Annotated in this window: 24 protein-coding genes and 2 pseudogenes; 17 read left to right on the top strand and 9 right to left on the bottom strand. The window is 71.4% G+C overall.

Annotation, left to right across the window (positions count from 1 at the left end; all coding sequences use genetic code 11):
* Positions 1-10 precede the first annotated feature (10 nt).
* Positions 11-1,255 (bottom strand): glucose-1-phosphate adenylyltransferase, encoded by a 1,245-nt coding sequence (glgC, locus tag LOK55_RS03805; RefSeq protein ID WP_229934312.1) that lies wholly within the window; start codon positions 1,253-1,255, stop codon positions 11-13.
* A 47-nt stretch (positions 1,256-1,302) separates the two neighbouring features.
* Here glgC and glgA point away from each other — a divergent pair, with 47 nt between their 5' ends.
* The 4 genes from glgA (at position 1,303) to LOK55_RS03785 (ending at position 4,398) form a co-directional block, all read left to right on the top strand.
* Positions 1,303-2,496 carry a glycogen synthase gene (gene glgA, locus LOK55_RS03800; RefSeq protein ID WP_229934311.1) on the top strand — a complete coding sequence of 398 codons (1,194 nt, stop codon included), beginning with the start codon at positions 1,303-1,305 and terminating at the stop codon, positions 2,494-2,496.
* A gap of 9 nt (positions 2,497-2,505) precedes the next feature.
* Positions 2,506-3,297 carry an ABC transporter ATP-binding protein gene (locus LOK55_RS03795; protein ID WP_229934310.1) on the top strand — a complete coding sequence of 264 codons (792 nt, stop codon included), beginning with the start codon at positions 2,506-2,508 and terminating at the stop codon, positions 3,295-3,297.
* A 118-nt stretch (positions 3,298-3,415) separates the two neighbouring features.
* The gene (locus LOK55_RS03790; RefSeq protein WP_229934309.1) at positions 3,416-3,667 is read left to right on the top strand and encodes a type B 50S ribosomal protein L31; all 252 of its coding nucleotides are present in this window, start codon (positions 3,416-3,418) and stop codon (positions 3,665-3,667) included.
* A 179-nt stretch (positions 3,668-3,846) separates the two neighbouring features.
* Positions 3,847-4,398, top strand: coding sequence for a hypothetical protein (locus LOK55_RS03785; protein WP_229934308.1), 552 nt, complete (start codon positions 3,847-3,849; stop codon positions 4,396-4,398).
* Here LOK55_RS03785 and LOK55_RS03780 read toward each other — a convergent pair.
* Positions 4,337-5,179 carry an exonuclease domain-containing protein gene (locus LOK55_RS03780; protein ID WP_229934307.1) on the bottom strand — a complete coding sequence of 281 codons (843 nt, stop codon included), beginning with the start codon at positions 5,177-5,179 and terminating at the stop codon, positions 4,337-4,339. The genes LOK55_RS03785 and LOK55_RS03780 overlap by 62 nt on opposite strands.
* Positions 5,180-5,245: 66 nt before the next feature.
* On the opposite strand from LOK55_RS03780, the gene LOK55_RS03775 reads away from it, so the two are divergent.
* Complete coding sequence (locus LOK55_RS03775; RefSeq protein ID WP_229934306.1) at positions 5,246-6,145, top strand: alpha/beta fold hydrolase; 900 nt, start codon at positions 5,246-5,248, stop codon at positions 6,143-6,145.
* Here the strand turns inward: LOK55_RS03775 and LOK55_RS03770 are convergent.
* Complete coding sequence (locus LOK55_RS03770; RefSeq protein WP_229934305.1) at positions 6,105-6,665, bottom strand: CGNR zinc finger domain-containing protein; 561 nt, start codon at positions 6,663-6,665, stop codon at positions 6,105-6,107. The two genes, LOK55_RS03775 and LOK55_RS03770, sit on opposite strands and share 41 nt — an antisense overlap.
* Positions 6,666-6,720: 55 nt before the next feature.
* Here LOK55_RS03770 and LOK55_RS03765 point away from each other — a divergent pair, with 55 nt between their 5' ends.
* On the top strand, positions 6,721-7,803 hold the full coding sequence (locus tag LOK55_RS03765) for a DMT family transporter (RefSeq protein WP_196323423.1): 1,083 nt from the start codon (positions 6,721-6,723) through the stop codon (positions 7,801-7,803).
* Here the strand turns inward: LOK55_RS03765 and LOK55_RS03760 are convergent.
* Positions 7,739-8,212, bottom strand: a complete 474-nt coding sequence (locus LOK55_RS03760) for an Lrp/AsnC family transcriptional regulator (protein ID WP_141379090.1) — start codon at positions 8,210-8,212, stop codon at positions 7,739-7,741. The genes LOK55_RS03765 and LOK55_RS03760 overlap by 65 nt on opposite strands.
* A 176-nt stretch (positions 8,213-8,388) precedes the next feature.
* Here LOK55_RS03760 and pdhA point away from each other — a divergent pair, with 176 nt between their 5' ends.
* From pdhA to LOK55_RS03745, 3 genes and pseudogenes are all read left to right on the top strand, one after another.
* Positions 8,389-9,522, top strand: a complete 1,134-nt coding sequence (gene pdhA, locus LOK55_RS03755; RefSeq protein ID WP_229934304.1) for a pyruvate dehydrogenase (acetyl-transferring) E1 component subunit alpha — start codon at positions 8,389-8,391, stop codon at positions 9,520-9,522.
* Position 9,523: 1 nt separating this feature from the next.
* Complete coding sequence (locus LOK55_RS03750; RefSeq protein ID WP_141379094.1) at positions 9,524-10,561, top strand: alpha-ketoacid dehydrogenase subunit beta; 1,038 nt, start codon at positions 9,524-9,526, stop codon at positions 10,559-10,561.
* A pseudogene (locus LOK55_RS03745) lies at positions 10,558-12,011 on the top strand (2-oxo acid dehydrogenase subunit E2). Before LOK55_RS03750 ends, LOK55_RS03745 begins: the two are co-directional and overlap by 4 nt.
* A 104-nt stretch (positions 12,012-12,115) precedes the next feature.
* Here the strand turns inward: LOK55_RS03745 and LOK55_RS03740 are convergent.
* Positions 12,116-12,772, bottom strand: coding sequence for a TetR/AcrR family transcriptional regulator (locus LOK55_RS03740; RefSeq protein ID WP_229934303.1), 657 nt, complete (start codon positions 12,770-12,772; stop codon positions 12,116-12,118).
* Between the two features lie 126 nt (positions 12,773-12,898).
* Between LOK55_RS03740 and LOK55_RS03735 the strand changes: the two genes are divergently transcribed.
* Genes LOK55_RS03735 through LOK55_RS03725 form a run of 3 tightly spaced genes read left to right on the top strand, consistent with a single transcriptional unit; the run spans position 12,899 to position 15,508 of the window.
* Entirely contained in the window at positions 12,899-14,074 is a 1,176-nt protein-coding gene (locus LOK55_RS03735) for an acyl-CoA dehydrogenase family protein (RefSeq protein WP_229934302.1), read from the top strand.
* 55 nt (positions 14,075-14,129) lie between these two features.
* Entirely contained in the window at positions 14,130-14,708 is a 579-nt protein-coding gene (locus LOK55_RS03730; protein ID WP_229934413.1) for a MaoC family dehydratase, read from the top strand.
* Positions 14,705-15,508: a CoA ester lyase gene (locus LOK55_RS03725; RefSeq protein WP_229934301.1), complete on the top strand. Its 804-nt coding sequence runs from the start codon at positions 14,705-14,707 to the stop codon at positions 15,506-15,508. The genes LOK55_RS03730 and LOK55_RS03725 overlap by 4 nt, the downstream gene beginning before the upstream one ends.
* 264 nt (positions 15,509-15,772) lie before the next feature.
* On the opposite strand, the gene LOK55_RS03720 is transcribed toward LOK55_RS03725, so the two are convergent.
* Positions 15,773-16,378, bottom strand: a complete 606-nt coding sequence (locus LOK55_RS03720) for a histidine phosphatase family protein (protein WP_196323430.1) — start codon at positions 16,376-16,378, stop codon at positions 15,773-15,775.
* A 30-nt stretch (positions 16,379-16,408) separates the two neighbouring features.
* A complete protein-coding gene (locus LOK55_RS03715) occupies positions 16,409-17,260 on the bottom strand; it encodes a Sir2 family NAD-dependent protein deacetylase (protein WP_229934300.1) in 852 nt (283 codons plus the stop codon).
* An 88-nt stretch (positions 17,261-17,348) separates the two neighbouring features.
* On the opposite strand from LOK55_RS03715, the gene LOK55_RS03710 reads away from it, so the two are divergent.
* The 3 genes from LOK55_RS03710 to LOK55_RS03700 all read left to right on the top strand — a co-directional run bounded on the left by LOK55_RS03710 (position 17,349) and on the right by LOK55_RS03700 (position 19,794).
* Positions 17,349-18,221 (top strand): RNA methyltransferase, encoded by an 873-nt coding sequence (locus tag LOK55_RS03710; RefSeq protein WP_229934299.1) that lies wholly within the window; start codon positions 17,349-17,351, stop codon positions 18,219-18,221.
* Between the two features lie 116 nt (positions 18,222-18,337).
* Positions 18,338-18,916 carry a nucleotide-binding domain containing protein gene (locus LOK55_RS03705; protein ID WP_229934298.1) on the top strand — a complete coding sequence of 193 codons (579 nt, stop codon included), beginning with the start codon at positions 18,338-18,340 and terminating at the stop codon, positions 18,914-18,916.
* The gene (locus LOK55_RS03700) at positions 18,913-19,794 is read left to right on the top strand and encodes an NAD(P)-dependent oxidoreductase (RefSeq protein ID WP_229934297.1); all 882 of its coding nucleotides are present in this window, start codon (positions 18,913-18,915) and stop codon (positions 19,792-19,794) included. The genes LOK55_RS03705 and LOK55_RS03700 overlap by 4 nt, the downstream gene beginning before the upstream one ends.
* 578 nt (positions 19,795-20,372) lie before the next feature.
* On the opposite strand, the gene LOK55_RS03695 is transcribed toward LOK55_RS03700, so the two are convergent.
* Positions 20,373-21,317, bottom strand: coding sequence for an alpha/beta fold hydrolase (locus tag LOK55_RS03695; protein ID WP_229934296.1), 945 nt, complete (start codon positions 21,315-21,317; stop codon positions 20,373-20,375).
* 622 nt (positions 21,318-21,939) lie between these two features.
* Between LOK55_RS03695 and LOK55_RS03690 the strand changes: the two are divergent.
* Positions 21,940-22,398, top strand: a pseudogene (locus tag LOK55_RS03690) (TrmH family RNA methyltransferase); the annotation flags it as partial.
* Positions 22,399-22,499: 101 nt separating this feature from the next.
* Here LOK55_RS03690 and LOK55_RS03685 read toward each other — a convergent pair.
* Positions 22,500-23,372: an SGNH/GDSL hydrolase family protein gene (locus LOK55_RS03685; RefSeq protein ID WP_229934295.1), complete on the bottom strand. Its 873-nt coding sequence runs from the start codon at positions 23,370-23,372 to the stop codon at positions 22,500-22,502.
* Positions 23,373-23,465: 93 nt separating this feature from the next.
* Here LOK55_RS03685 and LOK55_RS03680 point away from each other — a divergent pair, with 93 nt between their 5' ends.
* On the top strand, positions 23,466-25,349 hold the full coding sequence (locus LOK55_RS03680) for a DEAD/DEAH box helicase (RefSeq protein ID WP_229934294.1): 1,884 nt from the start codon (positions 23,466-23,468) through the stop codon (positions 25,347-25,349).
* Positions 25,350-25,454: the final 105 nt, after the last annotated feature.

Below are 25,454 nucleotides of genomic sequence, written 5' to 3'. Positions count from 1 at the left end.
GCGCGCCGCGTCACCGTGCGACGCGCGCGTTCTTCCCGACCACCGTGATGCCGCTGTCGGTCACCGTGAACCCGCGCGACAGGTCGAGCGCCCGATCGACGCCGACCGTCGCACCCGGCTCGAGCACGACGTTCTTGTCGAGGATTGCGCGGTGCACGCGCGCGCCCGCGCCGACGTCGACGTGATCGAACAGCACCGAATCGGTGATCGTCGATCCGCCCGCCGCGAGCGTCCAGGGACCGACGACCGACCGCTCCAGATGCGTGCCCGACAGCACCGATCCGAGCGAGACGATCGAGTCGATCGCGTTGCCGATGCGCCCCACCCCGTCGCGCACGAACTTCGCCGGCGGTGAGTTGACGGCCTGCGAGTGGATCGGCCAGTCGGTGTTGTACAGGTTGAAGATCGGCAGCGTGGAGATGAGATCCATGTGCGCGTCGAAGAACGAGTCGAGCGTGCCCACGTCGCGCCAGTAGTCGCGATCGCGATCGGTCGAGCCGGGCACGTCGTTGCGCTTGAAGTCGTAGACCGCGGCCTCGTCGCGTCCGACGAAGTAGGGGATGATGTCGCCACCCATGTCGTGGTCGGAGGTGGGCAGTTCGCCGTCCGCCTCGACGGCGGCGATCAGGGCATCCGCGTCGAAGATGTAGTTGCCCATCGACGCGAGCACCTCGTCCGGGCTCTCGACGAGTCCGTCGGGGTTCTGCGGCTTCTCCAAGAAGTCGCGGATCGTCACCCCGTCGGCCGGGTCGACGTCGATGACCCCGAACTGGTTCGCGAGCGAGATGGGCTGCCGGATGCCCGCGACCGTCGCCTTCGCGCCCGACTCGATGTGCGCCGCGAGCATCTGCTGGAAGTCCATCCGGTAGACGTGGTCGGCACCGATCACCATGACGATGTCGGGCTTCTCGTCCTGCACGAGGTTCAGGGACTGCAGGATGGCGTCGGCCGACCCCGAGAACCAGCGCTTTCCGAGGCGCTGCTGGGCGGGCACGGATGCCACGTACGAGTTCAGCAGCGCCGACATGCGCCAGGTCTGCGAGATGTGCCGGTCGAGCGAGTGCGACTTGTACTGGGTCAGCACGACGATCTGGCGGAGGCCGGAGTTGATGAGATTCGAGATCGCGAAGTCGATGAGGCGGTACTGCCCGCCGAAGGGCACCGCGGGCTTGGCGCGGTCTTCCGTGAGGGGCATGAGACGTTTGCCCTCGCCGCCGGCGAGGATGATTCCGAAGACCTTCGGCGCTGCTGGCATGGCCCCACACTATGCCCCCCGCGCGGCGTTGTACTAGCGTTCGGGACATGCGCGTCGACATCGTCACGAAGGAGTATCCGCCGGAGATCTACGGGGGTGCGGGAGTGCACGTGACCGAGCTCGTCACGGCATTGCGCGCGAGCATCGAGGTGCGCGTGCACGCCTTCGGTGAGGAGCGCGACGAGCCCGACACGAGCTCTTATACGGTGCCGGTGGAGCTTCAGGAGGCCAATCCGGCGATCCAGACGCTCGGCGTCGACCTCGAGATCGTCGGCGACGTCGCGGGGGCCGATGTGGTGCACTCGCACACCTGGTACGCGAACTTCGCCGGTCACCTCGCTTCGCTCCTGCACGGCATCCCGCACGTCGTCACCGCGCACTCGCTCGAACCGCTCCGGCCGTGGAAGGCCGAGCAGCTGGGCGGCGGCTACGCCGTGTCGAGCTACATCGAGCAGACCGCCTACGAGCACGCCGCCGCCGTCGTCGCGGTGAGCGAGGGCATGCGCCGCGACATCCTGCGCAGCTACCCGGCGCTCGACCCCGCCAAGGTGCGCGTGATCTACAACGGGATCGATGTGGATGCCTGGCATCCGCGTTCCGACCCGGCGCTGCTGGAGCGGTTCGGCATCGACCCGGACCGATCCTCCGTGGTCTTCGTCGGGCGCATCACGCGGCAGAAGGGTCTGCCGTACTTCCTCCGCGCCGCCGCGCTCCTCCCGCCGGAGGTGCAGGTCGTCCTCTGCGCCGGGGCCCCCGACACGCCGCAGATCCTGGCCGAGGTCGAGGGCCTCGTGCGCGATCTGCAGCAGACGCGCGACGGCGTCGTGTGGATCGACGAGTTCCTGCCGCGACCCGACCTCTGCGCGATCCTCACGTCGGCCACGACCTTCGTCTGCCCGTCGATCTACGAGCCGCTCGGCATCGTGAACCTCGAGGCGATGGCGTGCGGGGCCGCGGTCGTCGGGACCGCCACCGGCGGCATCCCCGAAGTCGTCGTCGATGGCGTCACCGGTCGTCTCGTGCCCATCGACCAGGTGCAGGACGGCACCGGCACGCCGACCGACCCCGACCGCTTCGTCGCCGACCTCGCATCGACCCTCACGGAGGTCGTCTCCGACCCCGAGCGGGCGCGCGCGTACGGTCAGGCCGGTCGGGAGCGCGCCGCGACCGAGTTCAGCTGGCAGGCGATCGCCGACGCCACGGAGGCGCTCTACCGGGAGGTGGCGCAGGCCTCCCGATAGGCTGGGAGCATGCCCCAGGTCCTCGAGTTCGCCGACGTCGTCGTGCGCCGGAACGCCCGCAACATCGTCGATCACGTCGATTGGACGGTCACCGACGACCAGCGCTGGGTGGTGCTCGGCCCGAACGGGGCCGGCAAGACCACGATCCTGCAGCTGGCCGCGACGCTTCTGCACCCGACGTCGGGCGAGGTGACGATCCTCGACGAGCGCCTCGGACGCACGGATGTCTTCGAGCTGCGCCCGCGCATCGGTTTCGCCTCGTCGGCGATGGCCAGGCGCGTGCCGCCGGAGGAGACGGTGCTCGACGTCGTGCTGACGGCGGCGTTCTCGGTGCTCGGTCGCTGGAACGAGGAGTACGAGACGATCGACGAGCGCCGTGCGCGGCGCGTGCTGGGGGAGTGGAAGCTCGACCACCTGGCCGACCGCACGTTCGGCACGCTGTCGGACGGCGAGCAGAAGCGCGTGCAGATCGCCCGGGCGGTCATGACCGACCCCGAGCTGCTCCTGCTCGACGAGCCGACTGCGAGCCTCGACCTCGGCGCCCGGGAGGAGCTGCTCGGCCTCCTCGGCGGCTACGCGCAGGCGCCGACCACGCCCGCCATGGTGATGGTCACCCACCACGTCGAGGAGATCCCGGTCGGTTTCACGCACGTGCTGCTGCTGCGCGACGGCGCCGTCGTGGCGGCGGGGCCGGTCGAGGAGACCCTCACCGCGCAGAACCTCTCCGACACCTTCGGCATGCCGATCGCCCTGAGCGTCGAAGACGGCCGGTACGCGGCCCGCGCGATCTCCGGCGCCTGACACGCTCTACGACCGGTTCTCGATTCCGTCCGCGGACTGGTAGAATCGATCCTTGGTGCATCCGCACCGCAGACTTCCCGCGCTCTGGCAAAATCCAGGGCACCACGTAAGGAACCTCATGAAGACTGACATCCACCCCGAGTACCAGCCGGTCGTGTTCCGCGACCTCAGCTCCGGCGACACGTTCCTGACCCGTTCGACGGTCACGAGCGACAAGACGATCGAGCTCGACGGCGTCACGTACCCCGTCATCGACGTCGAGATCTCGTCGTCCTCGCACCCGTTCTACACGGGCAAGCAGCGCATCATGGACTCGGCCGGTCGCGTCGAGAAGTTCAACCAGCGCTTCAAGAACTTCGGCAGCAAGTAAGCCGCCCCGCGAAAGCCCCGCTTCGCCGGGGCTTTCGTCGTTCCGCGGACCTGGAATGCTGAGTCCATGGCCACTCCCGCGCCCGACGAGCTCGCCGCCCTGCGCGCCCGCGCCTACGGCCGCGGCGGCCAGGCGCTGTCCGCCGAAGAGCGCGCCCGCCTCGCCGCCCTCGAGGCCGGGTGGCGCGCCGCGGGGGACGACGGGGAGGCGGATCCCGCCGCCGTGCGTCCAACGCGCTTCCCGCCGCCGCGGCGCAGCCGTTCCTGCCGCTCGGCATCGATACGGAGCGCATCGAGGCCTCCCGCGGCGTCGTCCTCGCCCAGAGCACCTGGGACGAGCTGCATCTGCTCGGAGGTGCCGGCGACCTGTTGGTGTGGTGGGGCACGAGCGGCGCGCAGACCTGCATCGCGATCGAAGCGCGCGACCTGTCCTTCGCGCGGGCGTGCGGCGACACCGCGGAGGTGCGCAGCGACGGTCTCGCCGCCGCGGTCGGCTACCAGAGCGACGGTGCGCTCACACAGGTGACGGTCCGGGCGAACCCCTATGCGGGCGTGCTCGTCATCACGCGCGACAACGCCGCGTCGGCTGATCACGCACCGGCCACACCGGCCGATCACGCCTGCCGGCGCCGGCCGGTGATGCCGTCTGGCGATCCCCCCAGCGGACGGATCAGCGGATCGGCCAGCTGCCGTCGACGGCGTCGGTCGGGTCGAGTCGGCCGACCCGGATGAAGTACTCCGTCAGGCTCTCCGCCTGCGTGCGCGCCCAGCCGATCTGCTGGGTGTGCAGCTCGTGCACCCGCGCCGCGAGCCCGAACCGGCGCGCGAGCGCCTGCGCGACGCGGCCCGCGGCGATGGCATCCGCCGCCGCATCGTGCGCTCCGACGAGCGGAACGGCGTAGTGCGCGGCGACCACCTCGAGCGTGCGCTTGCCCTTCCGGTAGCGATCGTGCGCCTTGTCGAGCACGAGCGGATCGATCACCGGCGTGGGGTCGAGGATCGGCGCGACGCCGTGCCGGAGCGCCTCGTACTTGAGCAGCGAGAAGTCGTACGGCGCGTTGTAGGCCACCACCGGCACGCCGGCGGCGAAGAGTTCGCGGAGCGCGCCGACGACCTCCGCGACGACCTCGGCGGCGGGGCGGCCGTGCCGCCGTGCGTGCTCGGTCGTGATGCCGTGCACCGCCGTGGCACCCTCGGGGATCTCGACGCCCGGATCGCTCAGCCACGAGCGTGCAGACCGGGCCGACCCGTCGGGTCCGAGCAGGCCGACGTGCGCCGTCACGATGCGGTCGGACGTGACGTCGACGCCGGTCGTCTCCAGGTCGAACACGCCGACGGCGTCGGTCCAGTGCGCGGCGCGCGCCGAGGGCTGAGCGACGGATGCCTGAGCGACGGATGCCTCGGCGACGGACGCCTCGGCGGGGTGTGTCTCATCGAGCGCGCGGCGCGGGGGGACGCCCGCCGGCTCGTCCGCCGCGTCATCCCAGAGCGGCAGCTGCTCCCCATGGTTCATGCCTTCGACGGTATGCCCGACCTCCGACAGCGCGGCGACGCCACGCGGCGCTCGTAGACTCGAAGGATGACCGTGCCCTCCCCGTACGCCGAGCGGCTGGCCGCGATTCCCGTCGAACGCCGCGAGATCGCGGTGCTCGGGGGAACCACGGCGTACTGGGTGTACGGCGACGCGGACGCAGAGACGACGCTCCTCGCGGTGCACGGCTACCGCGGCGACCACCACGGGCTCGAGCCCGTCGTCGCGCACCTCGACGGGGTGCGGGTGATCTCGCCCGATCTCCCCGGCTTCGGCGACACCGATCCGCTGCCCGGTCGCACCCACGACCTCGACACCTATGCCGCGTGGCTCACGGCGTTCGCGGCGCAGGTCGCCCCCGGCGCCTCGGTGCTCGGACACTCGTTCGGCTCGCTCGTCGTCGCCGCGGCGGTCGCGGGCGGACTCGACACCCCCCAGGTGATCCTCGTCAACCCGATCGGCGCGCCCGCGCTCGAGGGGCCCCGAGGCATCCTCACCCGCCTCGCCGTCTTCTACTACTGGGCGGGCGCGAAGTTGCCGCGGCGGCTCGGCGACGCGCTGCTGCGGAACGGCGTCATCGTGCGCGTCATGAGCCTGTCGATGGCGAAGACGCGCGACAAGGCGCTGCTCGCCTTCATCCACGACCAGCACGACACCTACTTCTCGAAATTCAGCGACCGCGACGTGCTGCACGAGGGGTTCGTCGCGTCGGTCTCGAACGACGTGCGCCGCTTCGCGCCGCAGATCGCCCAGCCGACGCTCCTCATCGCCGCTGATAAGGACGACATCACGCCGATCGAGGCGGAGCGGCATCTGCAGACGCTCTTCCCCGACGCCGAGCTCGTCGAGATCGCCGACGTCGGGCACCTGATCCACTACGAGACGCCGCAGGTCGCGGCATCCGCGGTCAGGCGCTTTCTTCGGCCTTCCGGCGCCGGTACGCGATGACATTCATGCGGTTGCCGCAGTTGCCGGTGTCGCAGTAGCGCTTCGACCCGTTCTTGGAGAAGTCGACGTAGACCGACTCGCAGTCGTCCGCCGCGCAGACGCGCACACGATCCCACTGGTCGGAGCGGATGACGTCGACGAACGCGAGCGCCGACTCGACGAGCATGCGCACCGACAGCGGCGCCTCGGACTCGGTGGCGTGGATGTGCCAGTCGAACTCGTCGTGGCGGACGAGCTGGGGGAGTGCCTGCCCATCGCGGAGCATGGCGTTCACGAGGGGCACCGCCTCGTCGCGGCCGACGCTCCACAGCTCGAACAGCCGCGGGCGATTGTCGCGCACCGCCTCCAGCTCCTCGTCGTCGCGGTGGAAGGTGCCGGTGTAGGCGTATTCGTCGAGATAGGCGTCGAGGTCGGCCTGGGTGACGAGTCGGTCCATGCCGTCGGAATCGGTTTCGGGCAGCGTGTTCACGAGGGCCGCCGCGGCCCGCAGCGACATCTCCGTGTCATGGATGAAAACCATATTGACTCCTGACATTCATCGGCAGTACTGTCACCAGTGTACGCACGGTTCACTCATGACATCCCAGGCAGGACCGCCGGTGACCCAGACCGCCCCCATCGAGATCATCGCCTCGACCTCGCCCGCGCTGCCGCTACCGGTGAACGCGCCGGGCACCCGTCCGATCGCGCGACACCGCACGGGCGGCATCGTCATCGCCGTCGTCTCGGCCCTCGCGTTCTCGTCGAGCGGGCCGCTCGTCAAACCGCTGCTCGAGGCGGGCTGGTCGCTGTCGGCGGCGCTCCTCGTGCGGATGGGGCTCGCCGGCCTGATCCTCTCGCCGGCGCTGATCGCCGCGGTGCGGCGCGAGCGCTCGTTCCTGCGGCGGCACGGGCGTTCGCTCCTCGCCTTCGGCCTGATCCCGGTCGCGGGCTGCCAGCTCCTGTTCTTCTCTGCCATGCAGCGCATGCCGGTCGCGGTGGCCCTGCTCATCCAGTACCTCGCCCCGGTGCTGCTCGTCGGGTTCGTCTGGCTGCGCACCCGACGCGCACCCTCGCGGCTCGTGCTGATCGGATCGGTCGTGGCCGTCGTCGGCCTCGTGCTGGTGGTGGATGTCTCCGGCGCGCGCTTCGACCTCCTCGGCACGCTCCTCGCGCTCGGGGCCGCGGTGACGGTGTGCGTCTACTTCACGATGAGCGAGCGCACCGGCGACGACCTGCCGCCGCTCGCCCTCGCCGCCGGCGGGCTGATCATCGGAGCGCTCACGATGGCGGTGGTGGCCGCGGTCGGGGCGATCCCGTTCGCCGCCCCGGCCGTGACGGTGACCTTCCGCGGGATCGACGTCCCGGGCATCCTGCCGATCCTCTGGGTGGGCGCGGTCGCCACTACCCTCGGCTACGCGCTCGGGGTGATGGCGGTGCCGCGCGTGGGGTCGCGTCTCGCGTCGTTCATCGGACTCAGCGAGGTGCTCTTCGCCCTCGGCTTCGCGTGGCTGCTGCTCGGCGAGACCCCGGCCCCGATCCAGTTCGTCGGCGGCGTCGTGCTGCTCGCCGGCGTCGTGCTGGTGCGATTGGATGCCGCGGAGGCGGACGCCCTCACTGCTCGCGGCGCACCGACTCCAGAATCGGCCGGATCCGGTAGCCGATCACCTCGCCCATGACGAGGGAGGTCTCGGTGCGCTCGACGCCCTCGATCGACAGGATGCGCGCGTCGACGTCGAACAGGTGCTGGGTGTCGCGCGCCGCGACGCGCACCATGAGATCGATCTGACCGCTGAGGCCGTGCGCCTGGATGACCTCCGGGATCTCGGCGATCTCCGCGGTGATGCGGGGGATGTCCGCCTGGCGCACGATGACGCTGACCATCGCCTCGATCGGCAGCCCGAGCGCCGCCGGCGACATGGCGCGCTCGAACGACTGGAAGACCCCCGAGCGCTCCAGGCGCGCCATCCGCGCCTGCACGGTGTTGCGGGAGAGGCCGAGCCGGTCGGCGAGAGCGACGACGGTCGCCCGGTGGTCATCGGCGAGTGCCTTCAGCAGGTCGAGGTCGACGCGGTCCAGGGATCCCATAGTGCACAACGGTATCAGGACCGACACCCGTCCACTGCACAACATGCTCAAGTGTGGGTCGGATGCTTGAGCGACGTGCGGGGCGGACGTAGCCTCGGGATCAGCCGGCGACGATGCCGGCGTCCGGAAGCGCCGGGTCCACGAGACCCTCGCGCCCCGCCGAAGGAGTGACGACGATGCACACCCTGACCACCGATCCGATGCACGCGGCCGACACCGATTCCGTCGCGCAACTGCTCACCCCGACCGGCGACCGCATCGCCGATCCGCGGCTGGATGCCTGGGTGGACGGCACCGGCGCCGCACCGGCACTCGACGCGCCGGCCCTTCGCGCCCTCTACCGCGACATGGCGATCACGCGGCGCCTTGACGGCGAGGGCGTCGCCCTCCAGCGTCAAGGCCACCTCGGTCTGTGGGCGCCCGCGCAGGGGCAGGAGGCGATCCAGGTCGCGAGCGCCCGGGCCTGCCGCGGCGACGACTTCCTCTTCCCGAGCTACCGCGAGCTCGGCGTGCTCGTCACGCGCGGGGCGAGCGCCGCCGAGCTCGTGCTCGGCTGGCGCGGTGAGGTGCACGGCACGTTCGACCCGTACGCCCTGCACGTCGCGACGCCGCAGATCATCATCGGCGCCCAGTCGCTGCACGCGGTCGGCTACGCCATGGGCATCCAGCGGGACGGTGCCGACCAGGTCGCGGTCGCCTACTTCGGTGACGGCGCGACGAGCCAGGGCGACGTCAACGAGGCGATGGTGTTCGCCTCCTCGTTCCGCGCGCCGGTGGTCTTCGTCTGCTCGAACAACCAGTGGGCGATCTCCGAGCCGGTGTCCGTGCAGTCGCGCTTCCCGATCGCGGGGAGGGCGCCCGCCTTCGGCATCCCGAGCATGCGCGTCGACGGCAACGACGCGATCGCCTGCACCGCCGCGATGCGGTGGGCGCTCGACCGGGCCCGCTCGGGTGAGGGTCCCGCGTTCATCGAGGCGGTGACCTACCGGATGGGTCCGCACACGACCTCCGACGACCCGACCCGCTACCGCGAGGCATCCGAACTGGAGCTGTGGCGCAGCCGCGACCCGCTCACGCGGCTCGAGGCGCACCTCCGCCGCACCTCGGCGTGGGACGACGCCTTCGCCGACGAGGTGGCGGCCGCCGGAGACGCTCTCGCGGCGGGCATGCGCGAGGCGGCGCTCACGGCGCAGTCGCGCCCCGCGATCGAGGTGTTCGACGACGTGTACGCCGAGCCGCACGTCGGCCTCGGGCGGCAGCGCGAGCGGTTCGCGGCCTACCTCGACGGCTTCGCCGACGAGGAGGTGTGAGATGACCGAGCAGCACACCGCCGCCGGACCCGCGACCCTCACGATGGGGAAGGCGCTCACCGCGGGCCTCCGCTCCGCCATGACCGGCGACGACCGAGTGGTCGTCATGGGGGAGGACATCGGCCGTCTCGGCGGCGTCTTCCGGATCACCGACGGACTCCTCGACGAGTTCGGCGCGGGTCGGGTCATCGACACCCCGCTCGCCGAGTCGGGCATCGTCGGCACCGCCGTCGGTCTCGCGTATCGCGGGTTCCGCCCGGTCGTCGAGATCCAGTTCGACGGGTTCGTCTACCCGGCATTCGATCAGATCGTGTGCCAGGTGGCGAAGCTCCACTACCGCACCCGCGGACAGGTGAACATGCCGATCACGATCCGCATCCCGTGGGCGGGCGGCGTGGGCGCGGCCGAGCACCACTCCGAATCGCCCGAGGCCTACTTCGTGCACACCGCGGGCCTCCGGGTCGTGGCCGTCTCGAACCCGCAGGACGCGTACACGATGCTGCAGCAGGCGATCGCGTGCGACGACCCGGTCGTCTTCTTCGAGCCGAAGCGGCTCTATCACACCAAGGGTGCCGTCGACCTCGGCGCCGACATCGCCGACGCGGCCCCGATGGGGCTCGCGCGCGTGGTGCGCGAGGGGTCGGACGTCACGCTCGTCGCGTACGGTGCGCAGGTCACGACGGCGATGGATGCCGCGACGGCGGCCGAAGACGACGGTGTGTCGATCGAGGTCGTCGACCTGCGCTCGCTGTCGCCCGTCGACTACCGCACGCTGTCGGCGTCGGTGCGGAAGACCGGTCGGATGGTCGTCACGCACGAGGCGGGCGGCGAGGCGGGCGTCGGCGCGGAGCTCATCGCGAGCATCACCGAGCAGTGTTTCCACCACCTCGAAGCGGCGCCCGTGCGCGTCACCGGGCACGACATCCCGTATCCGCCGGCGAAGCTCGAGAAGCACCACCTTCCCGATCTCGACCGCATCCTCGACGCGGTCGACCGGGTGCTCGACCGCCCCAACAGCCTCTCGGAGGTGGCCCTGTGAACGCGGAGTTCCGGCTGCCCGATCTCGGCGAGGGACTGCCCGAGGCCGAGATCGTGCAGTGGCTGGTCGCCGAAGGCGACGAGGTCACCCTCAACCAGCCGATCGCGGAGGTCGAGACCGCGAAGGCGATCGTCGAGCTGCCCTCGCCGTTCGCCGGCACCGTGCAGACGCTGCACGCCGCGGCCGGTGACGTCGTCGCGGTCGGCAGAGCCCGCTGATCGTCATCGGTGTGCCGGGGGAGGAGCCTGGGGAGGCAGCGTCCGCGCCGGTGCAGCCCGAGGCGGAGGCACCCGCATCGACGGAGCCCGAGGCGTCGGCCGAACCGGCTTCGGCCGAGTCGGAGGCCGCAGAACCCGAGAAGGCCGTGCCGAACCTCGTCGGATACGGCGCCGCTCCGCGGGCGCAGGGACGCCCGCAGCGGCGAGCGGTGCGGCGAGGCGCCGGTGCTGCGCTCGGCGAGCACGGCCGGTCCGGGGCATCCGACACCGCCGTGCTCGCCGCGGCGCCGCACGACATCGTCGACAGCGCGCCGCCGCTCGACGTGCGCCACGAGCGCCCCCGGTCGACACCGCCGGTCCGCCAACTCGCGAAGCAGCTCGGCGTCGACCTCGCCCTCGTCGAGGCATCCGGAGTCACCGCCGTCATCCGCCGTGAGGACGTCGAGCGTTTCGCCACGCGGATGCCCGCGGCCCCGCAGCCTGCGCAGCCGCAGGTTCCGGACGCGCCGCGCGGCACATCGCATGACGGCGCCCGCGAGACGCGCACGCCGATCCGGGGCGTGCGCAAGGCCACCGCCGCGGCGATGGTGCGGAGCGCCTTCACCGCCCCGCACGTCACGTGCTTCCTCGAGGTCGACGTGACCGAGACGACGCGGTTCATCGCGGGTCTGCGCGCCGACCCCCGGTTCGCCGAGCAGCGCATCGGCCTGCTCGCCGTCGCGGCGAAGGCGGCGTGTCTCGCGCTCCGCGCGGAGCCGACGCTCGGATCGAGCTGGGACGAAGAGGCCGGCGAGATCGTCACCCACCATTACGTGAACCTCGGAATCGCCGCGGCGACCGAGCGGGGGCTCATCGTGCCGAACATCCCCGATGCCGATCGGCTGACGCTGCCGCAGCTCGCCGAGGCAATCCGAGACCTGGCCGCGACCGCACGCGCCGGGCGCGCGACGCCCGCGTCGCTCAGCGGGGGCACGTTCTCGATCACGAACTTCGGCGTGTTCGGAGTGGATGCCGGCACGCCGATCCTCAACCCGCCGGAGGTGGGGATCCTCGGGCTCGGCACGGTGCGGCGGCGCCCGTGGGAGTTCGAGGGCGAGATCGCCCTCCGCGACGTGCTGACCCTCAGCCTGTCGTTCGATCACCGGCTCGTCGGCGGCGAGCAGGGAGCGCGCTTCCTCGCCGCCGTCGGCGACGTGCTGCGCGAACCCGGGCGAGCGATGCTGCTGAGCTGAACCGCGCGCGACGGGCCGGTCGGTGCGCATGCCGCCCGGCCCGTCGAGCGCCGCGGCGGCGCCGTCGGCGGTCGGCCCGCGTCTCATCCGCGCTCGGTCCGCGCTCAGTCCGCGCTGAGCGCGGCAAAGGCCATGTCGGCGAGGATGTCGTGCACGTCGGCCTCGGACGGCGCGTCGCGCAGCGCCCGCACCGAGTACGGCGTCGAGTTGATGAGTCCGAAGCCCGCGTGCGCGCGCAGGCGCAGGTCGCGGGCGGGGCGGGTCGGATGCAGGCGCGCGAGCACGCTCGTCCAGACATCCACGTACTCGCGCTGCAGCCGCCGCACGCGGTGCCGGTCGTCGTCGTCGAGGCGCGCGAGGTCGCGATCGTGCACCCGGATGACGTCGGCGCTCGACACGGCGAAGTCGACGTGGAAGTCGATGAGATCGCGCAGCTGATCCGAGGCATCCACCCCGTCCTCGACGACCCGAAGCCCGCCACTCAGCAGTTCTTCGCTCGTCCGCACGAGGATCGCGCCGAGGAGTGCGCGCTTGCTCGCGAAGTGCCGGTAGACCGCGGGGCCGCTGATGCCGACCGCCGCGCCGAGGTCTTCGAGGCTCACCCCGTCGAAACCCTGGGCGGCGAACAGCCGGGCCGCTTCGCGGAGCAGAGCATCCTGACGCTTCGCCTTCGCGAGACCGCGACCGGTCGTCGCTTCGGAGGGCGTGGTGGATGCCTCGGGGGGTGTCTCGCGGGGCGTCTCGACGGGGTGCATTGCCATATCAGTTAATCCTCGCTAACCTGGCGATACTCGGTTAGTGAACACTAACCCGAGTCGCGACGTCCGGCACAGCGCCCGCTGCGGCCCGTGATCGGATCGTGACCGCCCCGCATCGAAGGAGATGACATGGCTGTGCTCGACCTATCCGCCTACGGCCTCACGGAGGAGCAGCGCGAGCTCGCGGCGATGGTCCGCACGTTCGCCGACGAGGTGGTCGCGCCGCAGGCGTATGAGGCCGATCGCACGAAGACGCTCTCCATGGACGTCGTCCGCGGCATGGGAGAGCTGGGACTGTTCGGTCTGCCGTTCCCCGAGGAGGTCGGCGGGCAGGGCGGCGACAGCGTCGCCCTCGGTCTCGCGATCGAAGGGCTCGGACGGGTAGACCAGTCGGTCGCGATCACACTCGAAGCGGGCGTGTGTCTCGGCGCGATGCCGGTGTTCCGGTTCGGCACCGACGCGCAGCGCGAGGCGCTGCTGCCCGACCTCCTCGCCGGGCGCGCCCTGGCCGGATTCGGTCTCACGGAGCCCGAGGCGGGATCGGATGCCGGCGGCACCCGCACCACGGCGCGGCTCGAGGGCGACGAGTGGGTGATCGACGGGTCGAAGCAGTTCATCACCAACAGCGGCACGCCCCTCACCCGCTTCGTGACGGTCACCGCGGTGACCGCTCCGGCCCCGAACGGTGGTCGGGGCGAGATCTCCACGATCATCGTGCCGAACGGAACCCCGGGATTCACGGTCGGTCCGGCCTACGACAAGGTGGGCTGGCACGCCTCCGACACCCACCCGCTCACGTTCGACGGGGCGCGCGTGCCCGCCGAGAACCTGCTCGGGGAGCGGGGACGCGGGTTCGCGAACTTCCTCAGCATCCTCGACGAGGGACGCGTCGCGATCGCCGCGTTGTCGACGGGTGCGGCCGAAGGATGCCTCGAAGCGGCCCTCGACTATGCCGGGAGCCGACAGGTGTTCGGTCAGGCGCTCGGCTCGCGCCAGGCGATCCAGTTCATGCTCGCGCGCATGCAGCTGCGCGTGCACAACGCACGCCTGGCGTGGCTGCACGCCGCGCGGCTGCGCGACGCGGGGCGGCCGTTCCGCGCCGAGGCGGCGATCGCGAAGCTCACCGCGTCGGATGCCGCGATGGACAACGCACGCGACGCGACGCAGATCTTCGGCGGCAACGGCTTCATGAACGAGTACCCGGTGGCCAGGCACTATCGGGACTCGAAGATCCTCGAGATCGGCGAAGGCACGACCGAGGTGCAGCTGCTGCTGATCGCCCGCGCGCTGGGCCTCGGCCGGTGACCCCGGGTAGCGTGGCATCGTGAGCGATTCCCGCACCGAACCGGCCACTGCAGCAGTGGCGCCGGCCGCCGACGCAGCGAAACACGCGGCCGACGGCCTGGTTCGGCACGTGCAGCACGGTCTCTACGTCGAGGAGTTCGAGGTGGGCGCGGTGTACCTCCACCGCCCCGGGCGCACCGCGACCGAAGCCGACAACGTGCTCTTCTCCTCGCTGACCATGAACACGCAGGCGCTGCACCTCGACGCGGCTTTCTCCGCCACGCAGCCGTTCGGCCAGCGCCTCATGAACTCGATGTGGACTCTGGCGACGATGGTCGGCGCCTCGGTCGGCCAATTGACCCAGGGCACCCTCGTCGCGCAGCTGGGGCTCGGCGACGTGAGCTTCCCGCATCCGCTCTTCGCCGGCGACACCCTGTACACCGAGACCGAGATCACCGAGGTGCGGCTCTCTCGGTCGCGGCCCGGGCAGGGGATCGTCACGATGGCCCACACCGGGCGCAATCAGGACGGTGAGATCGTCGCCCGCGCGACGCGCACCGCACTGATGTGGTGCCGGCCGGATGCCTCGGATTCGGCGCCGGCGGAGACCGAGGCATCCACCCCGACCGCACATTCTTCGACGGAGGACGCATGAGTTTCGCCCTGGGACCGGCACTGTTGTTCTGCCCGGCCGACCGGCCGGAGCGGTTCGCGAAGGCGGCGGAGCGCGCCGACGCCGTGATCATCGACCTGGAGGATGCCGTGGCGCCCGCGGCGAAGACCGCCGCGCGCGGCGCACTGATCGACGCGCACCTCGATCCGGCGAAGGTGATCGTGCGGGTGAACGCCCTCGGCACGGCGGATTTCGACGTCGACATGGCGACGCTGTCGCAGACCGATTTCCGGCTCATCATGCTGCCGAAGGCCGAGTCGGCGAAGAAGATCGTGCGGATCGATACGCGATTCGAGGTGATCGCACTGTGCGAGACCGCGCGGGGGATCGTCGCCGCGGAGAAGCTGGCCGCCGCGCCGAACGTCGTGGGGCTGATGTGGGGCGCCGAAGACCTCGTCGCCTCGCTCGGCGGCACCGGCAGCCGCAAGAAGGGCGGCGGGTATTGCGACGTCGCGCGCTACGCCCGGTCGCGTGTGCTGATGGCGGCGGGGGCCGAGCGGATCGCCGCGATCGACGCGGTGCACGTCGACATCGGCGACGAGCGAGGCCTCCGCCGTGAGGCGCGCGATGCGGCCGCGAGTGGGTTCCAGGCATCCGCGTGCATCCATCCCGGTCAGGTGGAGACGATCCGCGCGGCCTACCGCCCCGACGCCGAGACGCTGGCGTGGGCGCACGGCGTGCTCGCTGCCGCCGAGGGGGAGCGGGGCGTGTTCCGCTACGAGGGCCGCATGGTCGACGAGCCCGTGCTGCGCCACGCCCGCTCGGTGCTCGCCCGCGCCTGAGGTCGGGGCGGCGGGGGCCGGGCATCACCCGCGCAACCGCGGAGATCTGCAGATCCGCGGATGCCTCGCGCCCAGGCATCCGCAGTTGTGCAGGTATCCGCGGTTGCGCACGGCGCGCCGGGAGCCAGCGCGCGGAGATCTAGGGTGCGGCGAAGTCAGGCGTCGCCTGCACAACAGCGGACATCTGCAGATCCGCGGATGCCTCGCGCCCGGGCATCCGCAATTATGCAGATCTCCGCGATCGCGCGGCACCCCGCGCGCGACTCAGTCGATGGGGACGGCGGCGTAGGAGAGCACGCCGAGGCGGTCGCGCTCGACGAGGAACGTGTGCGTCGACGCGTTGGCGAGCCGCTCCCCGGCGAGGGGCAGGGTGTCGCCGCTCGCGTGTCGGATGAGCTGCCCGATCAGCGCGCCGTGCGCCACCGCGATGACGGGCACGTCCTGCGGCGCATGATGGCGGCGGGCATCGCGCACGACGCGGCGCGCCGCCGAGACGGCGCGGGCGCGCAGGTGCGGGGTCGTCTCGGCCTCGGGCACGTTCTCGCGGTCGAAGGCCCCGAACTTCTCGAGGTACTCCTCGATCGTCATTCCCTCGGCGACGCCGTACGACCGCTCCCGCAGCTGCGGGTAGAGGTGCGGCCCGGGCACGCCGAGCGCCTCGGCGATGATCTCGGCGGTCTCCCGCGCGCGGGCCAGATCGCTCGACACGACGACCGGCGACTGTCCCGCGAACTGCGCGGCGAGCGACGCCGCGGTCGCCCGGGCCTGCTCACGTCCGGTGTCGTTGAGCGGGATGTCGGTGGAGCCCTGGATGCGTCGCGCCGCGTTCCAGTCGGTCTCGCCGTGGCGCACGAGAAGGAGAGTCGTCACTCTACGAGCCTACGACGCGGCCGGCGCGGCTCAGCGCGCCGCCGGCAGCGCCGCGGCGAGCGCCTGCAGCACCTCGGTCGTGCCGGCGTCGATCTTCACGGTCGCGCGTGCGTCACCCAGGGTCTCGCCGCGATTGACGATCACGACCGGCAGCTTCCGCCGCCGCGCGCGATCGAGCAGGCGGATGCCGGAGTTGACGACGAGCGACGAGCCCGCCACGAGGAGCGCATCGCTCGCCGCGAGCAGCTGCTCCGCCTCCTGGAAGCGCGTGGGCGGGATGTACTCGCCGAAGAAGACGACCTCGGGCTTCAGCATGCCGTCGCAGACGCTGCACGTCGGCACGACGAAGCCGTCGGTCGAGGCGGGGAGCACGTCGCCGTCGGGCCCGAGTTCGACGGCGTCGGGCACTGTGATCCAGGGGTTGTCGGCCTCGACGCGGGACGCGAGATCGCGGCGGTCGAAGACCTGACCGCAGTGCAGGCACAGCACCCGGCGCATCGTGCCGTGCAGCTCGACCACGCGGCGTGAGCCGGCGCGCAGGTGCAGGCCGTCGACGTTCTGCGTGATCACTCCGGTCGCGATGCCCTCGTTCTCGAGCGCGGCGAGCGCCTCGTGCCCGGCGTTCGGCCGGGCGGCGGCGAAGGTGCGCCAGCCGAGATGGCTGCCGACCCAGTACCGTCGCCGCGACGCCTCGTCGGCGAGGAACTGCTGCACGGTCATCGGCGTCCGCGTGGGCGCCCCCTTGCCGCGGTAGTCGGGGATGCCCGAATCGGTGGAGACCCCCGCACCGGTGAGCACCGCGACGCGCCGACCGGCGAGCGCCGCGACCGCGCGTCCGAGCGAGGCGGCGGTCTGCGCGTCGAACTCCAGCACCGTGGTCATGGCACCCCCTCGCCCCGAGCGTACGCCCCTCCCGTTTCGGGAATGTTGCGGTGCGGGGATGTTGCGTACGCCGTGACACGATGTCGGTATGCCCGTTGTGAGGATCGATGATCCGTCCGATCCGCGCCTGGCCGACTACCGCGACCTCACCGACGTGGCCCTGCGCCGGCGCACCGAACCGGCGGAGGGGCTGTACATCGCCGAGTCGGCGAAGGTGATCGGTCGCGCGGTGGCCGCTGGGCACCGTCCGCGCTCGGTGCTCGTGCAGGAGAAGTGGCTGGCGGATGCCGAGGCGCTCGCCCCGGACGCGCCGATCTACCTGGTCGCCGACGACGTCGCCGAGGAGCTCACCGGCTACGCCGTGCATCGCGGCGCCCTGGCATCCATGCAGCGCCCGGCGCTGCCGCCGGTGGCCGACATCGTGCAGGGCGCGCGGCTGGTGCTCATCCTCGAAGACATCGTCGACCACACGAACGTCGAGTGTTCCAAAACACCCGTGCCGAAACCCCGGCGACGGAGGATCGCGGTTCTCGAGAACTTGGTCGACCATGCCAATGTCGGCAGCGCCTTCCGCAACGCTGCGGCGCTGGGGATCGACGGAGTGCTCATCACTCCAGCCTGCGCCGACCCACTCTATCGTCGGGCCATCAAGACGAGCATGGGCAACGTCTTCAACGTGCCATGGACACGAGGTCCGAAGATGCCGGAGATGCTCGAGACGCTCAAGGCGCACGGGTACACGACGGTGGCCTTCACGCTCTCGGATGACTCGATCACGCTCGACGAGCTGGTCCAGCGTGACCTCCCTGCGATCGCGATGATCTTCGGCACCGAGGGCGCTGGCGTGGATCCGCGCACGGCGAGGCAGGTCGACCTGCGGGTCAAGATCCCGATGGAGGAGGGCGTCGACTCGCTGAACGTCGCAGCGGCCACGGCGGTAGCGTTCTACGCGACGCGCTGAGTGCGGTCAGACCTCGAACTGGATTGACTCCACCAGTGTCGGAGGTCGTCGCTAGCCTCAGACAACGAGCTCCGAAGCGATCAGCCCCCGGACGCAGCCGGCACGGCCTCGTCGTCGTGGGATCCCACGTCGGCCTCACCAGCCGTCAGTTGGCGGCCCTCCAGGAACGCGCCCGCAGCGGCGATGCCGACCTCGGTGAATTCCGAGACATCGAGCTCGACGTGGAGCGACTCCTCGACGCGGACTCGCGCGAGAGCTACCTCGCCGAGAAGAGCGCCGAGGTCCGCGCCGCCCTCGCCGACGCGCACGTCATCCTCGCCACCAGCCGCACCCTCATCAAGACCGACTCCAAGGACGAGTCCCTCGCCATCGCCCGGTCCGTCTCGGACGCCGTGGTCGCCGTGGTCCGCGAGGCACGGGCCGCGCGCCCCGCCTGGGTCGTGGCCAGGGGCGGCATCACCTCGCACGAGGTCACCGCGAACGGACTCGGCATCCGCCGGGCCACCGTGGCCGGACAGTCCTACCCCGGCCAGATCAGCATGTTCACCGCCACCAACGCACCCGCCGACGTGCTGGGCGTGCCGTACGTGGTCTTCCCCGGCAACGTCGGCGGCCCGGACGCCCTCGCCGACGTCGTCGCCCGCATCATCACCGCCCAGGCCGCCGCGCCCGCCGCTCAGGAGAACCGCTCATGACCACACACCCCACCGTCGCCTGGATCGGCCTCGGCGCCATGGGCGCCCCCATGGCCCTCACCACCGCACGAGCCGGCATGACCGTCACCGCCTTCGACGTCTCCCCGGCATCCCTCGACGCCGTCTCCGAGCACATCACCGCGGCGGCCTCGGCCCAGGACGCGGCCCGCGGCGCCGACGTCGTCGCCGTCATGGTCGCCACCGGCGCCCAACTCGACTCCGTGCTCTTCGGTGAGGGCGGCATCGGCGAGGTCCTCACCCCGGACTCCGTGGTGCTCGTCATGGCCACCGTCGGCCCCGCAGCCAGCGAGGACGCGGTGCGCCGCCTCGAACCCCTCGGGGTCAGGGTCGTCGACGCCCCCGTCTCCGGCGGCGTCGCCCGCGCCGGCACCGGCGACCTGCTCATGATGGTGTCCGGTGTCCCCGAGGCCGTCGCCGCAGTTCAGCCCCTCCTCGACGCCATGGCCTCCAACGCGCCGGTCGTCGGCGACGCACCCGGCGACGGGCAGCGCTTCAAGATCGTCAACCAGCTCCTGTGCGGCGTCCACATCGCCGCCGCCGGTGAAGCCCTCGCGCTCGCCGACTCCATGGGCCTCGACCGGGCCCAGGTCCACGAGGTCCTCGGCACCGGCGCGGCGGCGTCGTTCATGTTCGGCGACCGCGGTGGACGCATGGTGGCCGAGGCCTTCGACGACGTCCGCAGCGCCCTCGACATCTTCGTCAAGGACATGGGGCTCGTCGGCGAGGCCGCACGCACCGTCCACCAGGAGACCCCCCTCGCCTCCACCGCCGAACAGCTGTACCTCCGCGGCCACCGCGCCGGCCTCAGCCGCAAGGACGACTCCGTCGTCTACCGCATCCTCCGCGCCGACGCGTAAGGGCCGCGGCGGGGCGTGAGCCACCGACGCCCGAGCGATCGGCCCGACCTGCCGGGGGAGAACGCCTCAGCGGAGACCTGAGTGCTGGGGCGGCGGGGAGGACGCACCAAGCCATGCGCAGCGGAGCCTCGTCCGTGACGAGCCGCGGTGAGACAACGTGGACGGATCCCACCGCACGTCGGTGAGATGCGTCCACGTTGTCTGGTCCCCCGAACAATGTGGACGTCGGGCACCGAATTTCGGTGCGATACGTCCACGATCCTTCGGGCACGGCACGGCCGGAGTGTCACCCCTGATCCCATGGGACGTCCGGCCGCAACGGTGAGATCCCGTGCTCTCGGCATCCTCGCCTTCACTTCGGCGAGGTCACCCGTGGCCAGGCCTCTCGCCCTCGCTGCGCCACCGGCGACATCCTCCGCTTCGCGAGGTCACCATGGACGAGCCCCTCGCTGGGCGACGCGTGCGTCCCGTCATGGCCTGAGACCTCACATCACCGACGGGGCCCTGCCGAGAGACGATCCTCACGGCAGGGCCCCGTCACGGTGCTTGGGCGCGAGCGGCCGGGTGCGCCTCGGGGGTCAGGCGTCGTCCCGCCCGGCGGCGCGGTGGACGAACTCGATGAGGGAGTTCTCCATCTCGGCGCGGGTCTCGGGCTCGTTGTGAACCTCGTGGCGGACGTCGGGGTAGATGTGGAGTTCGACGTCGTGGCCCTTCTCCTCCAGGCGCCGGGCGACCTCGCGCGCACCCTCGCCGTAGTTGGTCACCGGGTCCTCCGCGCCCGCGAAGATCGCGACGGGAACCTGCGGAAGGCGGTCGAAGAAGTCGTCGCCGTTGGCCTGGTCGTACACGTCGACGAAGCCCTGCAGGAACCGGTTGCTCAAGGGGGCGCCGAAGTTGTTGAAGGGGTCACGGCCGTGATCACGGACGACGTCCGCGTTGCGCGCCACCCAGTCCGTCGGGCCGAAGTCCGGGCCGAGGCGGTCGTAGAAGCCGTCGAACAGCTGGCCCACCAACGCATCCGCAGCGGGGGCGGAACCGTCGGCCGCCACGGCAGCCTTCAGGGCCTCGCGATCCAGCGTCGACTCGACACCTCGCATGCCCACGGCGATACCGCCCAGCGCGAGCCCGTCGACCTCGACACCTGGCTGCAGCACCAGCGCCCGCGCGATCATCGACCCCAGGCTGTGGCCGAACACCATGTACGGCAGGTCGGGGAACAGCTCCTTGGCCTTCCGGTACAGCGTCACCTCGTCCTGCACGATGACCGTCGCCGACTCGTCACCGGCGTCACCCCACGTCCCCGACTGCATCGCCGTCCGACCGTGACCCGCGTGATCGTCCGCGACCACGACGAACCCCGCATCCACCAGCGCGGCCGTCATGTGCAGGTACCGGCGGGAGTGCTCGCCGAGACCGTGGATGAGCTGGACCACCGCCACCGGCGTGACCGCCGGTTCGTACACCCAGCCCTGGATGGTGTCGGTGCCGTTGTGCGACGTGAACTCGAGTTCGCGCAGAGCCATCCTGACCTCCTCGTCATGTCCCTCGGGCGGGGAGCTCGACGGTATGACCCTACCGGACCTGACGACAACGGGATGTCCGGCCCCCGACCTCCGTCGCCAACTCGCGGAACTCCCTGTCGCGGGCGCTGAGAGCGGCAGGTACGCGCCCAGCCCGTCCCGAGAGCCGCGTGACCGGGTCCGGACCCGGCGGCCCGGCAGGGTCACCCCCGGTGGGGGGCCGCGTCCCGCCCGGATCATGCCTGACAAGCACATCCTCGTCACCGAGGACCGCCAGGGCATCCAGGAGCCCAGGTCGGTTCGTGATGACGCGTCGACGCGACGCCGTCTCCTCGAAGATGCGCGTGCAGATCGGCTCGAGCGCCTCCCGTTGCGACCTCGCGTCCCCAGGATCTGAGCCGAGCCGGACGAGTCCGATGAGCGCCATCAACCCGCGCGCAGACCTTTGCCGCACCGTCCAAGCGGGCAGGGACATGGGAGAACAAGTCGCATAAGGTTTATTGAACACGCTCGGTCCCCGGACCTTGGCGATGGAGCAGCTGTATTGGCCCCATGACCTGCAGAAACATGGCGGCTATCTGACCGGCGTCCCGACTGACAGGGACAGAGGTCGCGGGCCGAAGATGTTCTAGAGAACTTCGTGACCGCTTCCAACGTGGGTGCCGCGTTCCGCGCGGCCGCGGGACTCGGGGCGGATGCGGTGCTCGTGACGCCGCGCTGCGCCGACCCGCTGTACCGGCGGAGTGTGCGCGTCAGCATGGGGACGGTCTTCCAGGTGCCGTGGACGCGGCTGCCCGTGGACGCCGAGGGCGGCTGGCGGTCGGCACGCGAGGCGTTGCGCGAGGCGGGGGTGCACGTCGCCGCGCTCACCCTCGCCGGCGGCGCGGTTCCCCTGGATGCCTTCGCCGCGGCCCGTCCCGAGCAGGTCGCGCTCGTGCTGGGGTCGGAGGGCGACGGCCTGTCGCGGAACGCGCTCGCGTCGGCCGACACGATCGTCACGATCCCGATGGCCGGGGGAGTGGACTCGCTCAACGTGGCGTCCGCCGCCGCCGTCGCCCTGTGGGCCCTCCGCCCCGGGGCGTGAGCCGGGCACTCGCGCCGAGTACTGGGCAGTTGTGACGGGGTCGCGGCCGCGAGGCAGCAACGACTGCCAACACGTTCCCCCGCGACGGCGCCCGGCGCGGGTCAGACGGGCTGGCCGGGACCGGCGGTGCGGTCGCGGGCGGGCGCCTGGGTCGTCACGGGCAGGGCGTCGGGGCGCTTCGCCGAGATGTTGTCGCCCGAGCTCTGGTGCCGCAGCCGCCGCAGCACCCAGGGCACGAGGTGCGCGCGCGCCCACACGAGGTCGTTCGTGCGCGCCTCGCGCCACGTCAGCGTCGGCAACGGATCGGGCTGCATGGGCTGCAGCTCGTTCGGCACGTTGAGCGCGCGCAGCACCATCCGCGCGATCTCGTGGTGGCCGAGCGCGTTGTAGTGCAGGCGGTCGTCGTCGAAGAAGCGCATGTCCTGCACCTCTTTGAGCGCCCACTGGTCGGCGACGATCGCGTCGTAGCGGTCGGCGATGGCGCGGATGTTCTCGTTGTAGATCGCGACACGACCACGGATGCCTCGGAAGACGGGCGTGAACTCGGTGTCGACGCCCGTGAACACGACGACCGTCGCGCCCTGCGACGACAGGCGCGCCACCGCGTCTTCGAACTGCTGCGCGACGGCGTCGGGGTCGCCGCCCGGACGGATCACGTCGTTGCCGCCCGCCGAGAACGTGACGAGATCGGGGGTCAGCGCGAGCGCGGGCTCGATCTGATCGGCGACGATCTGCCCGATCAGCTTGCCGCGCACGGCGAGGTTCGCGTAGGCGAAGTCGTCGACCTGCGCGCCGAGCACCTCGGCGACGCGGTCGGCCCAGCCGCGGTGGTCGTCGGAGGTGCCGGGGATCGGATCGCCGATGCCCTCGGTGAACGAATCGCCGATCGCGACCATGCGACGCCACGGGTGCGCGCTCTCGTTCGGCACGTACGGCGACCGGTGTTCGTCGGGGGTGGGTTCGTTCCGGCTCATGGCTCTCCTGACTCGGGCTCCACCACGAGGCTACCCGCGTCGGCGTACGGATGCGGAGCCCGACGTCGGCGACCTCGTTTAGGGTGGTCACTCGTGACGGCGGACGACGAGCGGCAGGAAGAGAGCGGCCCGTCGTCCCAGTTCGGCAACTTCGCCGCCGAGCACCTGTCGCCCGCGTTCCCGCAGCGCGCCCCCTGGGGAACCGCGCAGAACCTGCGCGCCTGGCAGGCCGAAGCCCTCGAGGAGTACTTCACCCTCGACGGACCGCACGGCCCCGGCAAGGGTCCCCGCGACTTCCTCGCTGCGGCCACGCCCGGCGCCGGCAAGACGACCTTCGCCCTCCGTCTCGCCTCGGAGCTCCTGCGCCGCCGCGTGGTCGAGCGCATCGTCGTCGTCGCGCCGACCGAGCACCTCAAGACCCAGTGGGCCGACGCCGCCGCCCGGGTCGGCATCCGCCTCGACCCGCGGTTCAGCAACCGCCAGCACACCCACGCGCGGCACTACCACGGGGTCGCGGTCACCTACGCGCAGGTCGCGGTCAATGCATCCGTGCACCGCCGCCTCGTCGACGAGAAGCCGACGCTCGTCATCCTCGACGAGGTGCACCACGGCGGCGACGCGCTCAGCTGGGGCGACGCGCTGCGCGAGGCGTACGGGCGGGCGACCCGCCGGCTGCTGCTGAGCGGCACGCCGTTCCGGAGCGACACCGCGCCGATCCCGTTCGTGGAGTACCACCCGAACGAGAAGGGCATCCGCCTCTCCCGCACCGACTACAACTACGGCTACGGTCGCGCTCTCGCCGACGGCGTCGTCCGCCCGGTGCTGTTCCTCGTCTACTCCGGCAAGATGCGCTGGCGCACGAAGGCGGGCGACGAGCTCGAGGCGCACCTCGGCCAGGACAACACCAAAGACGTGACGTCGCAGGCCTGGCGGACGGCGCTCGATCCCGAGGGCGACTGGATCCCCGCGGTGCTGCGCAGCGCCGATCGGCGGCTCTCCGAGGTGCGGCAGGACGTGCCGGATGCCGGGGGCCTCGTCATCGCGACGGATCAGACCGCCGCGCGCGCCTACGCCTCGATCCTCCAGGGGATCACGGGCGAGGCGCCGACCGTGGTGCTCTCGGACGACAAGGCCGCGTCGGGACGGATCGAGACCTTCGCGAATGCGACGACCCGGTGGATGGTCGCCGTGCGGATGGTGTCGGAGGGCGTCGACGTGCCCCGGCTCGCGGTCGGCGTGTACGCCACGAGCGCGTCGACGCCGCTCTTCTTCGCGCAGGCGATCGGCCGCTTCGTGCGCGCCCGGCGTCGCGGCGAGGCTGCGTCGGTGTTCCTGCCGAACGTTCCCGTGCTCCTCGGGCTGGCCGGCGAGATGGAGCGCGAGCGCGACCACGCGCTCGACCGCGAGGCGGGAGACGACGACGGGCTCGAAGACACCCTGCTCGCGGAGGCGGAGCGCGAGGAAAAGGCATCCGACGACCTCGAGCAGGAGTTCTCCTATCAGGCGCTCGGCTCCGTCGCGCACTTCGATCGGGTGCTCTACGACGGCAAGGAGTTCGGCCAGCTCGCCGTGCCGGGCACGCCCGAGGAGGAGGAGTTCCTGGGGCTTCCGGGCCTCCTCGAACCCGAGCACGTGCACGAGCTGCTCATGCAGCGCCAGGCGCGCCAGGGTCGGCACCGGCGGGTGCGCGAGGGCGGCGGCGCGACGGGCGCGAACGGCGCGGGCGAGGCGGCGTCGGATGCCTCCGCCGCGGGCGGTCTCGACGCGGGCCTGCCCCCGGCGCTGCACCGCACGCTGCGCGAACAGCGTCAGCTGCTCAACAGCATGGTCGGGCTCTACGCCCGGCAGAGCGGCGAGCCGCACGGCGCCGTGCACGCGGAACTCCGGCGGTTGTGCGGCGGGCCCGAGGTGGCCCGTGCGACCGTCGCGCAGCTGCAGGCGCGCATCGACGTGCTGCGCCGCCGCGTGCATTCCTGATCGCGCCGCCGGCCGGAGGCGCTCGCGCCAGGGACCGGTCGCGTCCAGGGGCCGGTCTCGCCGTGCTTCGGATCCCCGAAATGCTGGCAATCGGGGCCCTTCGAC

This window comes from Microbacterium sp. F2E, from assembly GCF_020905435.1.
Classification (GTDB): Bacteria; Actinomycetota; Actinomycetes; order Actinomycetales; family Microbacteriaceae; genus Microbacterium; species Microbacterium lacticum.
Note: the sequence above shows the minus strand (reverse complement) of the source record. Positions and strands in the feature narration are given on the sequence as shown.